The sequence below is a fragment of the Pseudomonas sp. PME37.24/025 genome, from assembly GCF_055556615.1.
Genome location: NZ_JBVHNK010000012.1, coordinates 130,841 through 150,304, shown reverse-complemented (window position 1 = coordinate 150,304; position 19,464 = coordinate 130,841). Strand labels below are relative to the sequence as shown.

The following is a 19,464-nucleotide window of genomic DNA, read 5'->3' as shown; positions in this document are numbered from 1 at the left end:
GGCAAGTCCGAAAATAGTCAGCGCTCCGTCTATCAGTCGTCGAGGGCTTGCACGCGAACCTTCGCGGTGCCACTGCGCAGCATGCCCAACTGTTCGGCCGCTTCACGTGACACGTCGATAAGGCGCCCACGAGAGTATGGCCCGCGGTCGTTGACGCGCACCACGCAGGACCTGTCGTTATTCAGGTTGGTAATCTTCACCCGGGTGCCGAACGGCAACTGGCGATGGGCGGCAGTCAGGCCGTGCTGGTTGAAACGCTCGCCGCTGGCGGTGCGTTTGCCATGGTGTTTGGCGCCGTAATACGAAGCTACGCCGGTCTTGTCGTAGCCGTGTGGATCGATGGTATCCGTACTGGCACAACCGGCCAGCAGAGAGAGCAGGGCGCAGGCACTGAGCAGGCGTTTCATAAAAGATATCCCGGAAACAAATGTGAGAGCGGCGGTGCGACGATCCGACTTGCTCGTGAATGCATTCTGACAGTCAACCTTGTGTTGAGTGCCGAACCGCTTTCGCGAGCAAGTCGGATCGCCGCACCGCCGCTCCCACAGGGAATGGAGCCAGGCTTTAAATCTGGCTCCATTCTCATCAGCCTTCGAGCTTGCTTTTAAGCAGTTCGTTGACCTGTTGCGGGTTGGCCTTGCCTTTGGAGGCTTTCATGGCCTGGCCGACGAAGAAGCCGAACATCTTGCCGCGTTTGGCTTCGTCTGCCGCGCGGTATTGTTCGACCTGCTCGGCGTTGGCCGCGAGCATCTCGTCCAGCACTGCCGAGATCGCGCCGGTGTCGGTCACTTGCTTGAGGCCGCGCTTGTCGATGATCTCGTCTGCGCTGCCTTCGCCGTTGGCCATCGCTTCAAACACCACTTTGGCGATCTTGCCGGAGATGGTGTTGTCCTTGATGCGCAACAGCATGCCGCCCAACTGCTCGGCCGAAACCGGCGACTGGTCGATGTCCAGGCCTTGTTTGTTCAACAGGCTGCCCAGTTCAACCATCACCCAGTTGGCCGCCAGCTTGGCGTCGCCGCCGATGCTCACGACTTTCTCGAAGTAATCGGCTTGCTCGCGGCTGGTGGCCAGGACGCTGGCGTCGTAGACCGACAGACCGAACTGTTCCTGGAAACGCTCGCGTTTCTGCGGTGGCAGTTCCGGCAGGGTGGCGCGCACATCGTCGAGGAACGAGTCCTCGATGACCACCGGCAGCAGGTCCGGATCGGGGAAGTAACGGTAGTCGTTGGCTTCCTCTTTGCTGCGCATCGGACGGGTTTCGTCCTTGTTCGGATCGTACAGACGGGTCTGCTGGATCACCTTGCCGCCGTCTTCGATCAGCTCGATCTGACGTTGCACTTCGCTGTTGATCGCCTTCTCGATGAAGCGGAACGAGTTGACGTTCTTGATCTCGCAGCGTGTACCGAATTCAACCTGGCCCTTTGGGCGGATCGACACGTTGCAGTCGCAACGCAGCGAGCCTTCGGCCATGTTGCCGTCACAGATGCCGAGGTAACGCACCAGCGCGTGGATAGTCTTGACGTAGGCCACGGCTTCCTTGGCGCTGCGCATGTCCGGCTCGGAAACGATTTCCAGCAGCGGCGTACCGGCACGGTTCAGGTCGATGCCGGTGGCACCGTTGAACTCTTCGTGCAGGCTTTTGCCGGCGTCTTCTTCCAGGTGCGCACGGGTCACGCCGACACGCTTGATCGTGCCGTCTTCCATGGCGATGTCCAGGTGGCCCTTGCCGACGATCGGCAATTCCATCTGGCTGATCTGGTAGCCCTTGGGCAGGTCCGGGTAGAAATAGTTTTTACGGGCGAACACGTTGTGCTGGCCGATTTCGGCATCGATGGCCAGACCGAACATCACCGCCATGCGCACCGCTTCCTGGTTCAGCACCGGCAATACGCCGGGCATGCCCAGGTCAACCAGGCTGGCCTGGGTGTTCGGCTCGGAACCGAAGGTGGTGGAACTACCGGAAAAGATTTTCGACCGGGTGGTGAGCTGGGTATGAATCTCCAGCCCGATCACGACTTCCCATTGCATGTGTTTCTCCTCAGAAGCCGGTTGGGGTGCGGGTGTGCCAGTCAGTGTTGAGCTGATACTGATGGGCAACGTTCAACAGGCGGCCTTCCTGGAAATACGGGGCGAGCAACTGCACGCCGACCGGCAGGCCATCGACAAAACCTGCAGGCATGGACAAGCCCGGCAGACCGGCGAGGTTGGCGGTGATGGTGTAGACGTCTTCCAGGTACGCAGCGACCGGGTCGCTGTTCTTGGCGCCGAGCTTCCAGGCCGGGTTCGGCGTGGTTGGGCCGAGGATGATGTCGACCTCATTGAAGGCCGCCATGAAGTCGTTCTTGATCAGGCGACGGATTTTCTGCGCCTTCAGGTAGTAGGCGTCGTAGTAACCGGCCGACAGCGCGTAAGCACCGACCATGATCCGGCGCTGCACTTCCGCTCCGAAACCTTCGCCACGGGAACGCTTGTACAGGTCTTCCAGGTTTTTCGGGTCTTCGCAGCGATAGCCGAAACGCACGCCGTCGAAACGCGACAGGTTGGAAGACGCTTCCGCCGGGGCGATCACGTAGTACGCAGGGATTGCGTGCTGCATGTTCGGCAGGCTGATTTCCTTGACCACGGCGCCGAGCTTTTTCAGCTCTTCAACGCTGGCCATGATCAGGTCGGCAATGCGCGGGTCGAGGCCGGCGCTGAAGTATTCCTTCGGCACACCGATGCGCAGGCCTTGCAGCGAACCGTTAAGGCCGGCGCTGTAATCAGGCACGGGCTCGTCGATGCTGGTGGAGTCCTGCGGGTCGAAACCGGCCATGCCTTGCAGCAGGATCGCGCAGTCTTCGGCGGTACGGGCCAATGGGCCGCCCTGATCGAGGCTGGACGCGTAAGCGATCATGCCCCAGCGCGAAACGCGACCGTACGTCGGTTTCAGGCCGGTGAGGTTGGTCAACGCAGCGGGCTGACGAATCGAACCGCCGGTGTCGGTGCCCGTCGCCGCAGGCAACAGACGAGCGGCTACCGCAGCCGCCGAACCGCCAGACGAGCCACCCGGAACGTGTTCCAGGTTCCATGGGTTTTTCACCGCGCCGTAGTAGCTCGACTCGTTGGCCGACCCCATGGCGAATTCGTCCATGTTGGTCTTGCCCAGGGTCACGGCCCCGGCCGCAGCCAGTTTGGCGACCACGGTGGCGTCGTACGGTGCTTTAAAGTTGTCGAGCATCTTCGAGCCGCAGCTGGTGCGGATGCCCTGGGTGCAGAACAGGTCTTTGTGGGCGATCGGCGCGCCGAGCAGGGCGCCGCTCTCACCGTTGGCCCGACGAGCGTCAGCGGCTTTCGCCTGCTGGAGCGCCAGGTCTTCGGTGAGGCTGATGAAACTGTTGAGCTGCGGGTCGAGCTGGGCGATGCGCGCCAGCAGGACTTTGGTCAGCTCTTCGGAAGAAAACTTTTTATCGGCGAGTCCGCGGGCGATCTCGGCCAGAGTCAATTGATGCATTGCAGGCTCTTTCCCTTTAGTCGATGACTTTCGGAACCAGATACAGGCCGTTTTCGACCGCTGGTGCGATGGACTGATAGGCCTCGCGATGATTGGTTTCGGTCACGACGTCTGCACGCAGGCGCTGGCTGGCTTCCAATGGGTGGGCCAGCGGCTCGATACCGTCGGTATTGACCGCTTGCATTTCGTCGACCAGCCCGAGAATGCTGTTCAGGGCCGAAGTGATGTGTGGAAGATCGGCATCATTGAGGCCAAGGCAGGCCAAATGAGCGATTTTTTCCACGTCGGAGCGTTCAAGCGCCATGGGATTCTCCAGTGGAAAACAAAACGGACCGCGTCCGTGTGTTAGATTGTCGGAACACTACCGCATATCTACGGTCTCAGGGCCGCGATTGTGGTGCTTGGTGCACAGAAAAGCGGCCAATTTAACATATTGGCGCCTTGCCCAAAATCCCTGTCGTTGTTAGAGTTTGCCGCACTTTTTTACCCACGCGTTGCCTAGGGTCCCTTTCCCATGTTCAAGAAACTGCGTGGCATGTTTTCCAGCGATCTTTCCATTGACCTGGGCACTGCCAACACCCTTATTTACGTGCGCGAGCGCGGTATCGTCCTGAATGAGCCCTCCGTTGTGGCTATTCGGACACACGGTAACCAGAAAAGTGTCGTTGCTGTCGGCACCGAGGCCAAGCGTATGCTCGGCCGTACGCCGGGCAACATTGCTGCCATTCGTCCGATGAAGGACGGTGTGATCGCCGACTTCAGCGTCTGCGAAAAAATGCTGCAGTACTTTATCAACAAGGTTCACGAAAACAGCTTTCTGCAGCCTAGCCCTCGTGTGCTGATCTGCGTTCCATGCAAATCGACCCAGGTTGAGCGTCGTGCCATCCGTGAATCGGCCCTTGGTGCCGGTGCCCGTGAAGTGTTCCTGATCGAAGAGCCGATGGCTGCTGCGATCGGTGCTGGCCTGCCGGTAGAAGAAGCTCGCGGTTCGATGGTTGTCGATATCGGTGGCGGTACCACTGAAATCGCGCTGATCTCCCTTAACGGTGTGGTTTATGCCGAATCCGTACGGGTTGGCGGCGACCGCTTCGACGAAGCGATCATCACCTACGTGCGTCGCAACTACGGCAGCCTGATCGGCGAATCCACCGCCGAGCGCATCAAACAGGAAATCGGTACGGCCTACCCGGGCGGCGAAGTTCGTGAAGTCGACGTTCGTGGCCGTAACCTGGCCGAAGGCGTTCCACGCGCATTCACCCTGAACTCCAATGAAGTGCTGGAAGCTCTGCAAGAGTCCCTGGCCACCATCGTTCAGGCTGTGAAAAGTGCGCTGGAGCAATCGCCTCCGGAGCTGGCGTCGGATATCGCCGAACGTGGTCTGGTACTGACCGGTGGTGGCGCCTTGCTGCGCGACCTCGACAAGTTGCTGGCCCAGGAAACCGGTCTGCCGGTGATCGTCGCCGAAGACCCGCTGACCTGCGTTGCTCGTGGCGGTGGCCGTGCATTGGAAATGATGGATAAACACACCATGGATCTGCTTTCCAGCGAATAAGTCGCCGGATCGCCTCTATGCTGTTGAGCGCGCAGGCAGCACTTTGCAGTGCTGCCTGTTGGCGTTTATCTTCTGTCAGTCTGCATCCAGGCCGGTTTGATGCCGTATGAATAAAGAGAACATTTGCCTGGGAGGAGCGGCTTATTAAACCGCTTTTCACCAAAGGCCCCTCACTGGGCGTGCGCTTGTTGGTGCTGGCCGTGCTATCGGTCGCGCTGATGGTGGTCGATGCCCGCTTCACACTGCTCAAGCCAGTGCGTAGCCAAATGTCGCTGGTGCTGATGCAGTCTTACTGGATCACAGACCTGCCGCAGCGGCTATGGCAAGGTGTGGCCAGCCAATTCGGCAGCCGGACCGAGCTGGTCGCCGAAAACGAAAAACTCAAAACCGAAAACCTGCTGTTGCAGGGGCGCATGCAAAAGCTGGCCGCCCTCACCGAGCAGAACGTTCGGCTGCGCGAGTTGCTCAACTCTTCCGCGCTGGTCAACGAGAAGGTCGAAGTGGCCGAATTGATCGGCATGGACCCCAACCCCTTTACCCATCGCATCATCATCAATAAAGGTGAGCGCGACGGTGTGATCCTTGGTCAGCCGGTGCTCGATGCACGGGGGCTGATGGGGCAAGTGGTGGAGTTGATGCCGTACACCTCCCGCGTACTGTTGCTGACTGACACCACCCACAGCATTCCGGTGCAGGTGAACCGTAACGGTCTGCGGGCGATTGCCAGCGGCACCGGGAACCCGGAACGCCTTGAGCTGCGTCATGTGGCCGATACCGCCGACATTAAAGAAGGCGATCTGCTGGTCAGCTCCGGCCTCGGCCAGCGTTTCCCGGCGGGTTACCCGGTGGCGACGGTCAAGGAAGTGATTCACGATTCCGGTCAGCCGTTCGCCATCGTCCGTGCGGTGCCGACCGCCGCGTTGAATCGCAGCCGTTATCTGCTGTTGGTGTTCAGTGACGGTCGCACAGCCGAGGAGCGCGCCAACGAAGCCGCCCAGGCTCAGGAAGCTCTGGACCAGCACGGCGGAGGGCCGATCATTCCAGCGACCGTGCCGAAACCGACCGTGTCGGTGATACCGGCTACTGTCGCTGCTCCGGCCGGTCCGGCGGCTGCACCTGTTGTCGCACCTGCTGCAGCGACCCCGGCAAAACCTGCCGCTGCCCATGCTGCCAGCAAGCCACCCGCATCGGCTCCAGCCGCCAAACCTCCGGCAGCCCAACCCGCAGCCGTGAAGCCTGCTGCCAAACCGCCTGTCTCCGCGCCGGCCACCACTGGGGGAAGAGAATAATGGGCGGTGCAACTTCCTCCCGAAACGGCTGGATGGTCTGGCTGACCTTTGCCATTGGCATGCTGCTCAGCGTTTCGCCGTTGCCGCAATTCATGGAAATCCTGCGTCCTCTGTGGCTGGCCTTGCTGTTGGCCTTCTGGGCGTTGGCCCTGCCGCAGAAAGTCGGCATGGTGACCGCCTGGTGCCTGGGGCTGGCCGAAGACGTGCTGTATGGCACGTTGCTGGGCCAGAACGCGTTGATCCTTACGCTCATTACGTTCCTGGTGCTATCGCTGCAACAGCGCCTGCGCATGTTCCCGATGTGGCAACAGAGCCTGGTGATCCTGGTGATCTTCGGCCTCGCCCAACTGGTTCAGTTGTGGCTGAGCGCCCTGACCGGCAATCGTCAGCCGACCCTGGCGCTGGTGTTGCCGGCACTGGTCAGCGCGTTGCTCTGGCCATGGATCAGCTACGGTTTGCGCGGTTTGCGTCGACGCTACAAAATCAATTAATTCGGTCAGGCATGTGCCCGCACCTGGTGCCCTGTCTCGCCAAAAAGGAACAGTATTTGTGAGACAGGGCACTAGGGAGATGTCTCGATGAAGCAGTTGTACCTCGCCTCAGGCTCGCCGCGTCGGCGTGAACTGCTCACGCAGATCGGCGTGTCGTTCTCCGTCATCAGCGCGGACATCGATGAAACCCCTTTACCTGAAGAATCCCCATCGGCCTATGTCGAGCGTCTGGCGCGCGGCAAGGCTGAAGCCGGGCACGGGACGGTCGTGTCCGACGCGGATTTCTGCGTGCTGGGCGCTGACACCGCTGTGGTACTGGACGGGAAAATTCTCGGCAAGCCGGTGGACGAAGCCGACGCATGCGCCATGCTTATGCTGTTGTCAGGGCGCGAACATGAAGTGCTGACGGCGATTGCGGTGCGCGATGGCGAGCGCTGCGAGTCTTTGGTAGTGCGCAGCCTGGTGCGTTTTCGCACCATCGACCGCGACGAAGCGGCGGCCTACTGGGCCAGCGGCGAACCCCGGGACAAGGCTGGCGGTTATGGGATTCAAGGGCTGGGCGCGGTGTTCGTCGCCGGGCTCAACGGCAGTTATTCGGCGGTGGTCGGATTGCCTCTGTGCGAAACCTGCGAGCTACTCGGCCATTTCGGCATACCCTGTTGGCAAACCTTTAACGCGCGTTGAGCGTCGTACTGACAAGATGCGGCCATTATCGTGAACATGCCTGAACGAGACCCTGCCATGAGTGAAGAGATCCTGATCAACATCACGCCGATGGAATCGCGCGTGGCGGTGGTTGAAAACGGTGTCCTGCAAGAGGTCCATGTAGAGCGTACGCAAAAGCGCGGGATCGTCGGTAATATCTATAAAGGCAAGGTTGTGCGGGTATTGCCGGGCATGCAGGCGGCCTTCGTCGATATCGGTCTGGACCGCGCCGCATTTATTCATGCCTCGGAAATTTCCCTGCGCGAAGGCCCTGCGGTGGAGAGCATCAGCACGCTGGTTCATGAAGGTCAGAGCCTGGTAGTGCAAGTCACCAAGGACCCGATCGGCTCCAAAGGTGCACGTCTGACGACGCAACTGTCGATTCCTTCGCGCTATCTGGTGTACATGCCGCGCACCGCCCATGTCGGCATTTCCCTTAAAATCGAGGACGAAGCCGAGCGCGAACGCCTCAAGCAAGTGGTCACCGACTGCGTGGCCAAAGAAGGCATCAAGGAAGCCGGCGGTTTTATTTTGCGTACCGCAGCCGAAGGGGCCGGGGCCGATGAAATCCTCATGGACATCCGCTACCTGCGCAGGCTCTGGGACCAGATCAACGCCCAGATCAAAACCATCAATGCGCCGAGTGTGATCTACGAAGACCTCGGCCTGGCGCTGCGCACCTTGCGCGATCTGGTGAGCCCGAAGATCGAGAAGATCCGCATCGACTCCCGGGAGACCTTCCAGAAAACCACGCAATTCGTCGCCGAACTGATGCCGGAAATCGCCGACCGTCTGGAGCACTACCCTGGCGAACGGCCGATCTTCGACCTGTATGGCGTCGAAGACGAAATCCAGAAAGCCCTGGAACGCAAGGTGCCGCTCAAGTCCGGCGGCTATCTGGTGGTCGATCCGGCGGAAGCCATGAGCACCATCGACGTCAATACCGGGGCCTTTGTCGGTCATCGCAACCTCGAAGAGACCATCTTCAAGACCAACCTCGAAGCCGCCACCGCCATTGCCCGTCAGCTGCGCCTGCGTAACCTGGGCGGGATCATCATCATCGACTTCATCGACATGGAAGATGAAGAGCATCAGCGTCAGGTATTGCGCACGCTCGAGAAGCAACTGGAACGCGATCACGCCAAGACCAACATCATCGGCATCACCGAGTTGGGCCTGGTGCAGATGACCCGCAAGCGCACCCGCGAAAGTCTTGAGCAAGTGCTGTGCGAACCGTGCAGCAGCTGCCAGGGGCGCGGCAAACTCAAGACTCCGGAAACCGTGTGCTACGAGATCTTCCGCGAAATCCTGCGTGAGGCCCGGGCCTATCAGGCTGAAGGCTATCGGGTGCTGGCGAATCAGAAAGTGGTCGACCGTTTGCTCGACGAAGAGTCGGGCAACGTCGCCGAGCTCGAAGGCTTTATCGGGCGCACTATTCGGTTCCAGGTGGAAACCATGTACTCCCAGGAACAATACGACGTGGTGTTGCTCTGAATCGCTGTGTTTCACCTCCACTAGCACGGCTGGCCTCAGCTTTTTGCAGTATTTTTGCCATGGGAGCCAACTGACATGGACCGTCTGACACGCATTTTGGCCGCACTGACCCGCTGGGGTCTGGGCCTGTGTGCGTTGGTTTTAGTGCTGATGGCGCTGTTCGTCAGCCTCGGCCGAGAGCTGACGCCGCTGGTGGCCGAGTACCGTGCCGACGTCGAAGACAAAGCCAGCGATACCTTGGGCATGCCCCTGCAGATCGGCAAGCTGGAAGGTAGCTGGAGTGGCCTCGCCCCGGTTCTGCTGGCCCATGACGTGATGGTCGGCGAGGGTTCCAATGCCCTGCGCCTGGATCAGGTGCGCGCGGTACCGGACCTTTGGGCCAGCCTGCTGGCGCGCGAAGTGCGCATCGCACACCTGGAACTCAACGGCCTGAAGATCAGCCTCAAGGAAGGTGAGGACGGTCACTGGGCGCTGGAAGGTTTGCCGGTGCAGCAGGACCAGCCGCTGAACCCGGAGCAACTGCTCAATCGCATGCAGATCGTCCAGCAGCTGTCGGTACTCGACAGCCAGATCACCTTGCAGCCGTTGGGGGAGTCGCCGCTGACCCTGACATACGTCGGCCTGAACCTGAAAACCGGTCCATCCCACCAACGGCTCGATGCCCGTTTGACCCTGCCCGATGGTCAGCCAGTTGCGATGAGCCTGCGCACCCGTTTGCGCGCTGCCCAATGGAAGGACGGCGAAGCGGACGCTTACCTGAGCCTGCCGCAGAGTGATTGGTCGAAATGGTTGCCCGAGCGCCTGACCCGGCAATGGAACTTCTCCGAGATCAAGGCCGGTGGCGAGCTCTGGGTGAACTGGAGCAAGGGCACCCTGCAACGCGCCGCGATTCGTTTGAACGCGCCGCAACTCAAGGGCGCCTACGCCGAGCGCAAGCCGATCCAGATCAATAATCTGGCGCTGAACGGGTATTTCCAGCGCAGTTCCAAAGGCGTTCTGGTGACCCTGGATTCTCTGGCGATGAGCCTGGGTGACACCCGCTGGGAATCGAAACTGCAATTTCAACAAACTGCCGCGACGGACAAGGCGCCAGAGCTCTTGCATCTGCAAGCCGACCGTCTCGATCTCACACCGCTCACTCCGCTGCTGAACGCACTGGGCCCACTGCCCGAAGGTGTCGCCACGGCGGTCGAGCGGCTCAAGGTCACCGGAGTTTTGCGCAACGTGCTGATCGACTTCCGCCCAGCCGCTACCGATGACAGCAAATTCAGCTTTGCCGCCAATCTGGAAAAGGTCGGCTTCGACGCTTATCGCGGTGCACCGGCGGTGCGAAATGTCAGCGGCAACATCAGCGGCGACCTCGGGCAGGGCGAGCTGCGTATGGACAGCAAGGATTTCTCCCTGCACCTGGACCCGATTTTCGCCAAGCCATGGCAGTACATTCAGGCCAACGCCCGGTTGACCTGGAAACTCGACAAAGAAGGTTTCACCCTGATCGCACCGTACCTGAAGGTACTGGGCGAGGAGGGCAAGATTGCCGGCGACTTCCTGATCCGCTTGCATTTCGATCACACCCAGGAAGATTACATGGACCTGCGGGTCGGCCTGGTCGACGGTGATGGTCGCTACACCGCCAAGTACCTGCCGACGGTTCTCAGCCCGGGGCTGGACGAATGGCTGCGCACCGCGATTCTCAAAGGCGCGGTGGATGAAGGCTTCTTCCAGTACCAGGGTTCGCTGAACCACGGCGCCGCCGAAACGGCTCGCAGCATCAGCCTGTTCTTCAAGGTCCATGATGCCGAGCTGGCGTTTCAGCCGGGCTGGCCACATGTCAGCAAGGTCAGCGGCGATGTGTTCATCGAAGACAGCGGTGTGCGGATCCTCGCCAGCAAGGGCCAATTGCTCGACACCCAGGTCAGCGATGTCTACGTCAATATTCCCCGTGTACCTGCCGGGCAGAGCACTCATCTGTTCCTCGACGGCGCGTTCGCTGGCGGGTTGGGCGATGGCCTGAAGATTCTGCAGGAAGCGCCAATCGGCACCGCCGACACCTTCGCCGGTTGGGAAGGCGAGGGCGATCTGCAAGGCAAGCTCAAACTCGATATCCCGCTGGTCAAAGGCGAGAAGCCGAAAATCCTCGTCGACTTCAAGACCGACAAAGCCCGTTTGAAGCTCCGCGAGCCAACCCTGGAACTGACGCAACTCAAGGGCGATTTCCGTTTCGACAGCACCAAGGGTTTAAGCGGGCAAAAGATCACGGCTCGTGCATTCGACAAGCCAGTGACCGCACAGATCTTCGCTGAAGGCAGCCCGGGCAAGCTCAACACTCGGGTTGCCGCATCGGGTGAGGTCGAGGTCAAGAAACTCACCGATTGGCTGAATGTCACTCAGCCATTGCCAGTGACGGGGATGATCCCTTATCAGCTGCAACTGAACCTTGATGGCGCCGACAGTCAATTGATGGTCAGCTCCAATCTCAAAGGCGTGTCGGTGGATTTGCCGGCGCCGTTCGGCATGGCGGCCGATGTCGGGCGCGATACCGTGTTCCGCATGACCCTGCAAGGACCGGAGCGGCGTTACTGGGTCAACTACGGTGAGCTGGCAAACTTCACGTTTGCGGCACCGACCGGCAATTTCGCCGACGGTCGCGGCGAGTTGCTTCTCGGTGGCGGCAATGCCGTGTTACCCGGCGCCAAAGGCTTGCGTGTGCGTGGCGTACTGTCCGAGCTGGATGTCGCTCCCTGGCAGGATCTGGTGAACAAATATGCCGGTCAGGATCCAGGTGGCAGCGCCAAACAGTTGCTCAGCAGCGTGGATTTGAAGGTTGGAAAACTCACTGGTTTCGGCACCACCCTCGATCAGGCGTCGGTGCAGTTGACGCGTAAACCGGCCGCGTGGGCCTTGCAACTCGACAGTCAGCAGGTCAAGGGCAGCATCGGTATTCCCGATGCGAAAGCCGCACCGATTACGGTCAATCTGCAATACGTACGTTTGCCGGCACCAGACCCTACGGTGCTGGCTGACGAGAATTCGCCGGATCCGCTGGCCTCCGTGGATCCGACGAAGATCCCGGCGCTGGATGTCACCATCAATCAGCTGTTCCAGGGGCCGGATCTGGTGGGCGCGTGGCATCTGAAAGTCCGGCCGACCGCCAAGGGCATTGCCTTCAATTCCCTGGATCTGGGCCTCAAGGGCATCCTCTTGCAGGGCAGCGGTGGCTGGGAAGGCATGCCGGGTAATTCCGGCAGTTGGTACAAGGGCCGGGTCAGTGGCAAGAACCTCGCCGACGTGCTCAAGGGCTGGGGCTTTGCGCCGAGCGTCACCAGTGAAGAATTTCATATGAATGTCGACGGTCGCTGGCCTGGGTCACCGGCGTGGCTGGCGACCAAGCGCTTCTCCGGCAGCCTTGATGCGTCACTGAATAAAGGTCAGTTCGTTGAAGTCGAGGGCAGTGCTCAGGCGTTGCGGGTATTCGGCCTGCTCAACTTCAACTCCATTGGCCGCCGCTTGCGCCTGGACTTTTCCGACCTCTTTGGTAAAGGCTTGAGCTATGACCGGGTCAAAGGCCTGCTGGTCGCCAGCAACGGGGTCTACGTGACCCGTGAGCCCATTTTGCTGACCGGCCCGTCGAGCAATGTGGAGCTCAACGGCACACTGGACCTGGTGGGTGATCAGGTCGATGCCAAGTTGCTGGTGACTTTGCCGGTGACCAACAATCTGCCGATTGCCGCGCTAATCGTTGGTGCACCAGCCGTCGGCGGGGCGCTGTTCCTGATCGATAAGCTGATCGGTGACCGCGTGGCGCGCTTTGCCAGCGTTAAATACACCGTCAAAGGCCCATGGAAAGAACCGAAAATCACCTTCGACAAGCCTTTTTGAATTCTTTTGAAAAAGCACTCTTTGGGCCTATGGAGTAGCATGTTTTCATGCGACGCCGCTTACCCCTGTAGGAGCTGCCGCAGGCTGCGATCTTTTGACTTTAAAGATCAAGGTCAAAAGATCGCAGCCCCGTTTCACTCCGCAGCTCCTACAGGTCTGCGTAGATTTCACATAGGGAATAGGCCATGTCTGTAGCGGTGATTCAAATGGTCAGCCAGAGCGACGTGCTGGCCAATCTGGCCCAGGCCCGTCGTCTGCTTGAGCAGGCGGCGACCGGTGGCGCGCGGCTTGCCGTGCTGCCGGAAAACTTCGCTGCCATGGGCCGTCGCGACATTGCCGACATCGGCCGCGCCGAAGCCTTGGGCGAAGGCCCGATCCTGCCGTGGTTGAAACAGACCGCCCGCGACCTCAAGTTATGGATAGTGGCCGGCACATTGCCGTTGCCGCCGGTGGATCAACCGATAGCCAAAGTGCATGCATGCTCGTTGCTGGTTAATGATCAGGGCGAAACCGTTGCACGGTATGACAAGCTGCACCTGTTCGACGTAGACGTGGCGGACAATCGCGGGCGTTATCGCGAATCCGATGACTATGCTTATGGCAGTGGCGTGGTGGTTGCCGACACGCCCGTCGGTCGAGTCGGCCTGACGGTTTGTTACGATTTACGATTTCCAGAGCTTTACAGTGAATTGCGTGCAGCCGGCGCGGAGTTGATTACCGCGCCGTCAGCCTTTACCGCGGTGACCGGCGCGGCCCATTGGGACGTGCTGATTCGCGCGCGGGCCATCGAGACTCAGTGTTACATGCTTGCGGCCGCCCAGGGTGGGACGCATCCGGGGCCACGAGAAACCTTTGGTCATGCCGCCATCGTCGACCCATGGGGGCGTGTGCTGGCACAACAAGATCAAGGCGAGGCCGTGCTGCTGGCCGAACGCGACAGCAGCGAACAGGCGTCCATCCGGGCGCGGATGCCGGTGTCTACTCACCGGCGCTTTTTCTCGCAGGGCGCCCAGCGACCTGCATCAGAACGACGAATTTAAGGCGTAAAGCATATGAGCGAGTTGTTGTCCTCCGTCAGTGAACACCTCCTGGCACCCGGCGGCGTAACAATCGAGAGCCTGCAAGGTGTGCTCGGTGATCTGGCCGGCCCGGGCATCGATGCCGCCGACCTGTATTTCCAGGGGCAGATTTCCGAGTCCTGGGCGCTGGAAGACGGGATCGTCAAGGAAGGCAGCTTCAACCTCGACCAAGGTGTTGGCGTGCGTGCGCAATCGGGTGAAAAGACCGGTTTCGCCTACAGCAATGCGATCACCCTCGAAGCGCTGGGCGCGGCGGCCCGTGCGGCCCGTTCGATCTCCCGGGCCGGGCAGAACGGCACTGTGCAAGCGTTCACCACCCAGGATGTCGCCCAATTGTACGGGCCGGATAACCCGCTGGAAGTGATGACCCGTGCCGAGAAAGTCGAGCTGCTCAAGCGTATCGATGTGGCGACTCGTGCCCTCGACCCGCGTATCCAGCAAGTCACCGTGAGCATGGCCGGCGTCTGGGAACGGATTTTGATTGCTTCCACCGACGGCGGACTGGCGGCGGATGTGCGGCCGCTGGTGCGTTTCAACGTCAGCGTGATCGTCGAGCAGAATGGCCGTCGTGAGCGCGGTGGTCATGGCGGTGGCGGTCGTACCGATTACCGCTATTTCCTCAGCGATGACCGCGCCATGGGCTATGCCCGCGAAGCGTTGCGTCAGGCGCTGGTGAATCTGGAAGCGATCCCGGCCCCGGCCGGTACGTTGCCGGTGGTGTTGGGTTCGGGTTGGTCCGGCGTGTTGCTGCACGAAGCCGTCGGCCATGGTCTGGAAGGCGACTTCAACCGCAAGGGCAGTTCGGCCTACAGCGGGCGCATGGGCGAGATGGTTGCCTCGAAGCTCTGTACCATCGTCGATGATGGCACCCTTGCCGGGCGTCGTGGTTCGTTGAGCGTCGACGACGAAGGCACCCCGACCGAGTGCACCACGCTGATCGAAAACGGCGTGCTCAAAGGTTACATGCAGGACAAGCTCAATGCGCGCCTGATGGGCGTGGCCCGCACCGGTAATGGTCGTCGCGAATCCTACGCGCACTTGCCGATGCCGCGCATGACCAACACCTACATGCTGGCTGGCGAAAGCGACCCGGCGGAAATCATCGCCTCGGTGAAAAAGGGCATCTACTGCGCCAACCTCGGCGGCGGTCAGGTGGACATCACCAGCGGCAAGTTCGTGTTCTCCACCAGCGAGGCATACCTGATCGAAGACGGCAAGATTACTGCCCCGGTCAAAGGCGCGACGTTGATCGGCAACGGGCCGGAAGCCATGAGCAAGGTGTCGATGGTCGGTAACGATCTGGCGCTGGACAGCGGTGTGGGAACGTGTGGCAAGGATGGGCAGTCGGTGCCGGTGGGTGTCGGCCAGCCAACGCTGAAAATTGATGCGATCACTGTGGGTGGCACAGGATCGTAAGGGGCTCTTGAAAAAGTGAAGCTTCGGGTGAGTTGCGAGGCAACTCACCCGATTCGGGACTTAACGCAGACCGCGTTGAGTCTCGTCCAGCTCACGGATGTACTTGAAGATTTTACGGCTCGAAGCCGGTGGCTTGTTGGTCGCCAGTTCGTGCTGGGCCTGACGGATCAGGGAGCGCAATTGCTGACGATCAGCCTCCGGGTAGTCGAGCACGAACTTCTCCAGGACTGCATCGTCGCCGGCGATCAAGCGATCGCGCCAGCGTTCCAGACCATGGAAACGTTCGTTGTACTGCCGAGTGGAGGCATCCAGTTGATCGAGCAGAGTCAGAATGGCGTCAGTGTCCTGATCGCGCATCAGTTTGCCGATGAACATAAGGTGCCGTTTACGCGCGATATTCGCGGTGTGCTTGGGCGCATCGGCCAGGGCCCGGCGCATAGCGTCGGTCAACGGCAGTTTTGCCAGCAAGTCAGGCTTGAGTGTTGTAAGGCGCTCGCCGAGGTCAACCAGAGCATGAAGCTCGCGTTTAACCTGGGATTTGCTTTTTTCTCCCGTATCGAGGGAGTCGTCGTAAGAATCAACCATGGTGGCCGTCCGCAAAGAAACGCCGCCATGATAACCAGTCGGGGGCCGCTTGTCCGGCCCGGTCGCTCGAAGGCCCCAGCCGAAAGCAGAATTTGAGTGGAGAACAGCATGAGTGCAGTTGAAAGCGTCGGCCCGCAAGCGTTGCCGGCACTGCAAGAACAAGTCGAGCAGATCATCGCTGAAGCCAAGCGCCAGGGCGCCAGTGCCTGTGAAGTGGCCGTGTCGCTGGAGCAGGGCTTGTCGACCACGGTGCGTCAGCGGGAAGTCGAAACCGTTGAGTTCAATCGCGATCAGGGCTTTGGCATCACCTTGTATGTGGGGCAGCGCAAAGGCTCGGCCAGCACCTCGGCCAGTGGTTCGGAAGCAATTCGCGAAACCGTCGCCGCCGCGCTGGCCATTGCCAAGCACACCTCCGAAGACGAAGCCTCGGGCTTGGCGGATGCCGCGTTGATGGCCAAGGATCTGCAGGATTTCGACCTGTTCCATCAATGGGACATTACCCCGGAGCAAGCCATCGAGCAGGCTCTGTCCTGTGAAGCGGCGGCGTTTGCCACCGACAGCCGGATCAAGAATGCCGACGGCACCACCCTCAGCACTCACCAGGGCTGCCGGGTTTACGGCAACAGCCACGGTTTTATCGGCGGTTACGCGTCGACTCGTCACAGTCTCAGCTGCGTGATGATCGCCGAAGCCGATGGCCAGATGCAGCGCGATTACTGGTATGACGTGAACCGTCAGGGCAATTTGCTGGCCTCTCCAGAGAGCATCGGTCTACGTGCCGCGCAACGGGCGGCGAGCCGTCTGGGCGCGCGTCCGGTGCCGACCTGCGAAGTGCCGGTGCTGTTTTCCGCGGAGCTGGCCGGTGGCTTGTTCGGCAGCTTCCTGTCGGCGATCTCTGGCGGCAGTCTGTACCGCAAATCATCGTTCCTCGAAGGCACGCTGGGGCAGAAGCTGTTCCCGGAATGGCTGACCATCGATGAGCGTCCGCATTTGATGCGCGCCCTGGGCAGTTCGGCCTTCGACGGCGATGGCCTGGCGACTTACGCCAAGCCGTTCGTGGAGAAGGGCGAGTTGGTGTCCTACATACTCGGCACCTACTCCGGCCGTAAGCTCGGGATGCCGAGCACCGCCAATGCCGGCGGCGTACATAACCTGTTCGTCACCCATGGCGACGAAGACCAGGCTGCCTTGCTGCGGCGCATGGGTCGTGGCCTGCTGGTGACCGAGTTGATGGGCCAGGGCCTGAACATGGTCACTGGTGATTACTCCCGTGGTGCGGCGGGTTTCTGGGTCGAGAACGGGGAAATCCAGTTCGCGGTTCAAGAAGTGACCATCGCCGGTAACATGCGCGACATGTTCAAGCAGATCATTGCGGTGGGTAATGACCTGGAATTGCGCAGCAACATTCGCACCGGTTCGGTGTTGATCGAGCGGATGACGGTGGCGGGTAGCTAACCTCCGACTGCACAAAAAGGCGCGCCACCCAATTGGGTGGCGCGCCTTTTTTTATTTGCCGCAACACAAATCCTGTGGGAGCGGGCTTGCCCGCGATAGCGTCATTTCAGTCGACTTCGATGTTGAATCTTCAATCGTCATCGCGGGCAAGCCCGCTCCCACAAAGTGCTCAGTGTGTTACTGAGCTTGTTTTGGTTCTCATTATCATCTAATAATAAATCTCATTACCGAATGAGCCCGGATTATGAGTTCTGCCTTGCACGAGCAGCCTTACCTCGAAAGCTGGCGCTGGATGAGTCGCCAGATCCGTTGCGCCATGGACCCTGACGAGCCGCGTCTGATCGAACATTACCTGGCCGAAGGCCGGTATCTGGCGTGTTGCACGGCCACCTCTCCCTGGACTATCGCCGAAACCTCTTTCCGTTTGCTGCTCGACACCGCCGCCGATGTCGCACTGCCCTGGCACTGGCGCAGCCTGTGTCTCGACCAAGCCTGGCGGCCGTTGCGCGATCTCGAACGGCAATCACTCTGCGGCTGCCGCCTCAAGCGCTGGCAAAGCTACGCCTAGCGACTGGCGACCTGCGAGTTGCAACCCTCCATCCCCCTCATAGAACTGGTGCAAGGATCTCCTGATGAGTAACACACGTATCGAACGCGACAGCATGGGTGAACTGCAAGTCCCGATAGACGCCCTTTACGGCGCGCAAACCCAGCGCGCGGTGGATAATTTCCCGATCAGCGGCAAACCGATGCCCGTGCAGTTCATCCGGGCGCTGATCCTGGCCAAGGCTGCGGCCGCCCGAGCCAACGTCGAGCTCAAGCAGATCAGCGAATCCCAGGGCAAGGCGATCGTCGACGCAGCTCAAGGCCTGCTCGAAGGCGACTTCATGCAGCACTTCCCGGTGGATATCTTCCAGACCGGTTCCGGCACCAGTTCCAACATGAACGCCAATGAAGTGATCGCCACCCTGGCCAGCCGCTTGTTGGGCGAGCCGGTCAATCCCAATGATCACGTCAATTGCGGTCAGAGCAGCAATGACATCGTCCCGACCACCATCCATGTCAGTGCCGCATTGAGCTTGCATGAGCAGTTGCTGCCGGCGCTGGTGCATCTGGTGCAGGTGATCGAGCACAAGGCCGAGCAGGTTCATCCGTTCGTCAAAACCGGGCGTACCCATTTGATGGACGCCATGCCCGTGCGCATGAGTCAGGTGCTCGATGGTTGGGCGCAACAGCTCAAGGCCAATATCGGTCATCTGCAAGATCTGCTGCCAAGCCTGCAATCCCTGGCCCAGGGCGGTACAGCGGTGGGCACCGGGATCAATGCCCATCCAGAGTTTGCGGCGCGTTTCAGCCAGCAACTCAGCCAACTGACCCAGGTGCAGTTCAGGCCGGGCAAGGACCTGTTTGCGCTGATCGGCTCGCAGGACACGGCGGTCAGCGTTTCAGGGCAGCTCAAGGCCACAGCGGTTTCCTTGATGAAAATCGCCAATGACCTGCGCTGGATGAATTCCGGCCCATTGGCGGGGCTCGGTGAAATCGAACTCGAAGCCTTGCAACCGGGCTCGTCGATCATGCCCGGCAAGGTCAACCCGGTGATCCCGGAAGCTACCGCGATGGTCGCCGCTCAAGTGATTGGCAACGACACGGTGATCACCGTCGCCGGCCAGTCGGGCAATTTCGAGTTGAATGTCATGCTGCCGATCATCGCCCAGAACCTGCTGAGCAGTATCGAGTTGCTGGCCAACGCCAGCCGTCTGCTGGGCGACAAGGCTATCGCCAGCTTCAAGGTCAACGAGGCCCGGCTCAAGGAAGCGCTCTCGCGCAATCCGATTCTGGTCACTGCACTCAACCCGATCATTGGTTATCAAAAAGCCGCTGAAATTGCCAAGAAGGCTTATCAGCAGGGCCGGCCGGTGATCGATGTCGCCCTGGAACACACCGACCTGACGCGCAGCCAACTGGAAGAACTGCTCAACCCAGAGAAGCTCACCGCAGGCGGCGTGTAATCACTGCTACCGCTTTG

At 60.3% G+C, this 19,464-nt stretch carries 15 protein-coding genes and 1 pseudogene; 11 read left to right on the top strand and 5 right to left on the bottom strand.

Annotated elements, in window-relative coordinates; genetic code table 11:
• Positions 1–32 precede the first annotated feature (32 nt).
• The 4 genes from ACZ3HH_RS22080 to gatC all read right to left on the bottom strand — a co-directional run bounded on the left by ACZ3HH_RS22080 (position 33) and on the right by gatC (position 3,797).
• Positions 33–407: a septal ring lytic transglycosylase RlpA family protein gene (locus ACZ3HH_RS22080; RefSeq protein ID WP_123355900.1), complete on the bottom strand. Its 375-nt coding sequence runs from the start codon at positions 405–407 to the stop codon at positions 33–35.
• 178 nt (positions 408–585) lie between these two features.
• Positions 586–2,031 carry an Asp-tRNA(Asn)/Glu-tRNA(Gln) amidotransferase subunit GatB gene (gene gatB / locus ACZ3HH_RS22075; protein ID WP_008008595.1) on the bottom strand — a complete coding sequence of 482 codons (1,446 nt, stop codon included), beginning with the start codon at positions 2,029–2,031 and terminating at the stop codon, positions 586–588.
• 10 nt (positions 2,032–2,041) lie between these two features.
• On the bottom strand, positions 2,042–3,493 hold the full coding sequence (gene gatA, locus ACZ3HH_RS22070) for an Asp-tRNA(Asn)/Glu-tRNA(Gln) amidotransferase subunit GatA (protein WP_465807668.1): 1,452 nt from the start codon (positions 3,491–3,493) through the stop codon (positions 2,042–2,044).
• Between the two features lie 16 nt (positions 3,494–3,509).
• Positions 3,510–3,797 (bottom strand): Asp-tRNA(Asn)/Glu-tRNA(Gln) amidotransferase subunit GatC, encoded by a 288-nt coding sequence (gene gatC, locus ACZ3HH_RS22065; RefSeq protein ID WP_007901429.1) that lies wholly within the window; start codon positions 3,795–3,797, stop codon positions 3,510–3,512.
• A gap of 210 nt (positions 3,798–4,007) precedes the next feature.
• On the opposite strand from gatC, the gene mreB reads away from it, so the two are divergent.
• The 8 genes from mreB (at position 4,008) to tldD (ending at position 15,398) form a co-directional block, all read left to right on the top strand.
• Positions 4,008–5,045 (top strand): rod shape-determining protein MreB, encoded by a 1,038-nt coding sequence (gene mreB, locus ACZ3HH_RS22060; RefSeq protein ID WP_002555108.1) that lies wholly within the window; start codon positions 4,008–4,010, stop codon positions 5,043–5,045.
• 143 nt (positions 5,046–5,188) lie between these two features.
• The gene (mreC, locus tag ACZ3HH_RS22055) at positions 5,189–6,334 is read left to right on the top strand and encodes a rod shape-determining protein MreC (protein WP_465807871.1); all 1,146 of its coding nucleotides are present in this window, start codon (positions 5,189–5,191) and stop codon (positions 6,332–6,334) included.
• Positions 6,334–6,825: a rod shape-determining protein MreD gene (gene mreD, locus ACZ3HH_RS22050; RefSeq protein ID WP_038978956.1), complete on the top strand. Its 492-nt coding sequence runs from the start codon at positions 6,334–6,336 to the stop codon at positions 6,823–6,825. The genes mreC and mreD overlap by 1 nt, the downstream gene beginning before the upstream one ends.
• A gap of 87 nt (positions 6,826–6,912) precedes the next feature.
• Complete coding sequence (locus tag ACZ3HH_RS22045; protein WP_465807634.1) at positions 6,913–7,509, top strand: Maf family protein; 597 nt, start codon at positions 6,913–6,915, stop codon at positions 7,507–7,509.
• Positions 7,510–7,566: 57 nt separating this feature from the next.
• Positions 7,567–9,024 carry a ribonuclease G gene (rng, locus tag ACZ3HH_RS22040; RefSeq protein WP_465807632.1) on the top strand — a complete coding sequence of 486 codons (1,458 nt, stop codon included), beginning with the start codon at positions 7,567–7,569 and terminating at the stop codon, positions 9,022–9,024.
• A 75-nt stretch (positions 9,025–9,099) separates the two neighbouring features.
• Entirely contained in the window at positions 9,100–12,903 is a 3,804-nt protein-coding gene (locus tag ACZ3HH_RS22035; RefSeq protein ID WP_465807630.1) for a YhdP family protein, read from the top strand.
• 185 nt (positions 12,904–13,088) lie between these two features.
• On the top strand, positions 13,089–13,943 hold the full coding sequence (locus ACZ3HH_RS22030; RefSeq protein WP_465807628.1) for a carbon-nitrogen hydrolase family protein: 855 nt from the start codon (positions 13,089–13,091) through the stop codon (positions 13,941–13,943).
• Between the two features lie 12 nt (positions 13,944–13,955).
• A complete protein-coding gene (gene tldD, locus ACZ3HH_RS22025; RefSeq protein WP_123498976.1) occupies positions 13,956–15,398 on the top strand; it encodes a metalloprotease TldD in 1,443 nt (480 codons plus the stop codon).
• A gap of 60 nt (positions 15,399–15,458) precedes the next feature.
• Here tldD and yjgA read toward each other — a convergent pair whose 3' ends face one another.
• A complete protein-coding gene (gene yjgA, locus ACZ3HH_RS22020) occupies positions 15,459–15,983 on the bottom strand; it encodes a ribosome biogenesis factor YjgA (protein WP_007901505.1) in 525 nt (174 codons plus the stop codon).
• 108 nt (positions 15,984–16,091) lie between these two features.
• Between yjgA and pmbA the strand changes: the two genes are divergently transcribed.
• From pmbA to ACZ3HH_RS22005, 3 genes and pseudogenes are all read left to right on the top strand, one after another.
• Positions 16,092–17,438, top strand: coding sequence for a metalloprotease PmbA (gene pmbA / locus ACZ3HH_RS22015; protein ID WP_465807625.1), 1,347 nt, complete (start codon positions 16,092–16,094; stop codon positions 17,436–17,438).
• 244 nt (positions 17,439–17,682) lie between these two features.
• Positions 17,683–18,078, top strand: a pseudogene (locus ACZ3HH_RS22010) (FagA protein).
• Positions 18,071–19,447, top strand: a complete 1,377-nt coding sequence (locus tag ACZ3HH_RS22005) for a class II fumarate hydratase (RefSeq protein WP_465807623.1) — start codon at positions 18,071–18,073, stop codon at positions 19,445–19,447. Before ACZ3HH_RS22010 ends, ACZ3HH_RS22005 begins: the two are co-directional and overlap by 8 nt.
• Positions 19,448–19,464 lie beyond the last annotated feature (17 nt).

Excerpts from the sequence above, each read along its gene's own strand:
- gatA (WP_465807668.1), bottom strand. The coding sequence starts at position 3,493 with ATGCATCAATTGACTCTGGCCGAGATCGCCCGCGGACTCGCCGATAAA.
- rng (WP_465807632.1), top strand. The coding sequence starts at position 7,567 with ATGAGTGAAGAGATCCTGATCAACATCACGCCGATGGAATCGCGCGTG.
- tldD (WP_123498976.1), top strand. The coding sequence starts at position 13,956 with ATGAGCGAGTTGTTGTCCTCCGTCAGTGAACACCTCCTGGCACCCGGC.
- ACZ3HH_RS22005 (WP_465807623.1), top strand. The coding sequence starts at position 18,071 with ATGAGTAACACACGTATCGAACGCGACAGCATGGGTGAACTGCAAGTC.
- gatC (WP_007901429.1), bottom strand. The coding sequence starts at position 3,797 with ATGGCGCTTGAACGCTCCGACGTGGAAAAAATCGCTCATTTGGCCTGC.
- ACZ3HH_RS22030 (WP_465807628.1), top strand. The coding sequence starts at position 13,089 with ATGTCTGTAGCGGTGATTCAAATGGTCAGCCAGAGCGACGTGCTGGCC.
- pmbA (WP_465807625.1), top strand. The coding sequence starts at position 16,092 with ATGAGTGCAGTTGAAAGCGTCGGCCCGCAAGCGTTGCCGGCACTGCAA.
- ACZ3HH_RS22035 (WP_465807630.1), top strand. The coding sequence starts at position 9,100 with ATGGACCGTCTGACACGCATTTTGGCCGCACTGACCCGCTGGGGTCTG.
- ACZ3HH_RS22045 (WP_465807634.1), top strand. The coding sequence starts at position 6,913 with ATGAAGCAGTTGTACCTCGCCTCAGGCTCGCCGCGTCGGCGTGAACTG.
- ACZ3HH_RS22080 (WP_123355900.1), bottom strand. The coding sequence starts at position 407 with ATGAAACGCCTGCTCAGTGCCTGCGCCCTGCTCTCTCTGCTGGCCGGT.
- mreB (WP_002555108.1), top strand. The coding sequence starts at position 4,008 with ATGTTCAAGAAACTGCGTGGCATGTTTTCCAGCGATCTTTCCATTGAC.
- yjgA (WP_007901505.1), bottom strand. The coding sequence starts at position 15,983 with ATGGTTGATTCTTACGACGACTCCCTCGATACGGGAGAAAAAAGCAAA.
- mreD (WP_038978956.1), top strand. The coding sequence starts at position 6,334 with ATGGGCGGTGCAACTTCCTCCCGAAACGGCTGGATGGTCTGGCTGACC.
- gatB (WP_008008595.1), bottom strand. The coding sequence starts at position 2,031 with ATGCAATGGGAAGTCGTGATCGGGCTGGAGATTCATACCCAGCTCACC.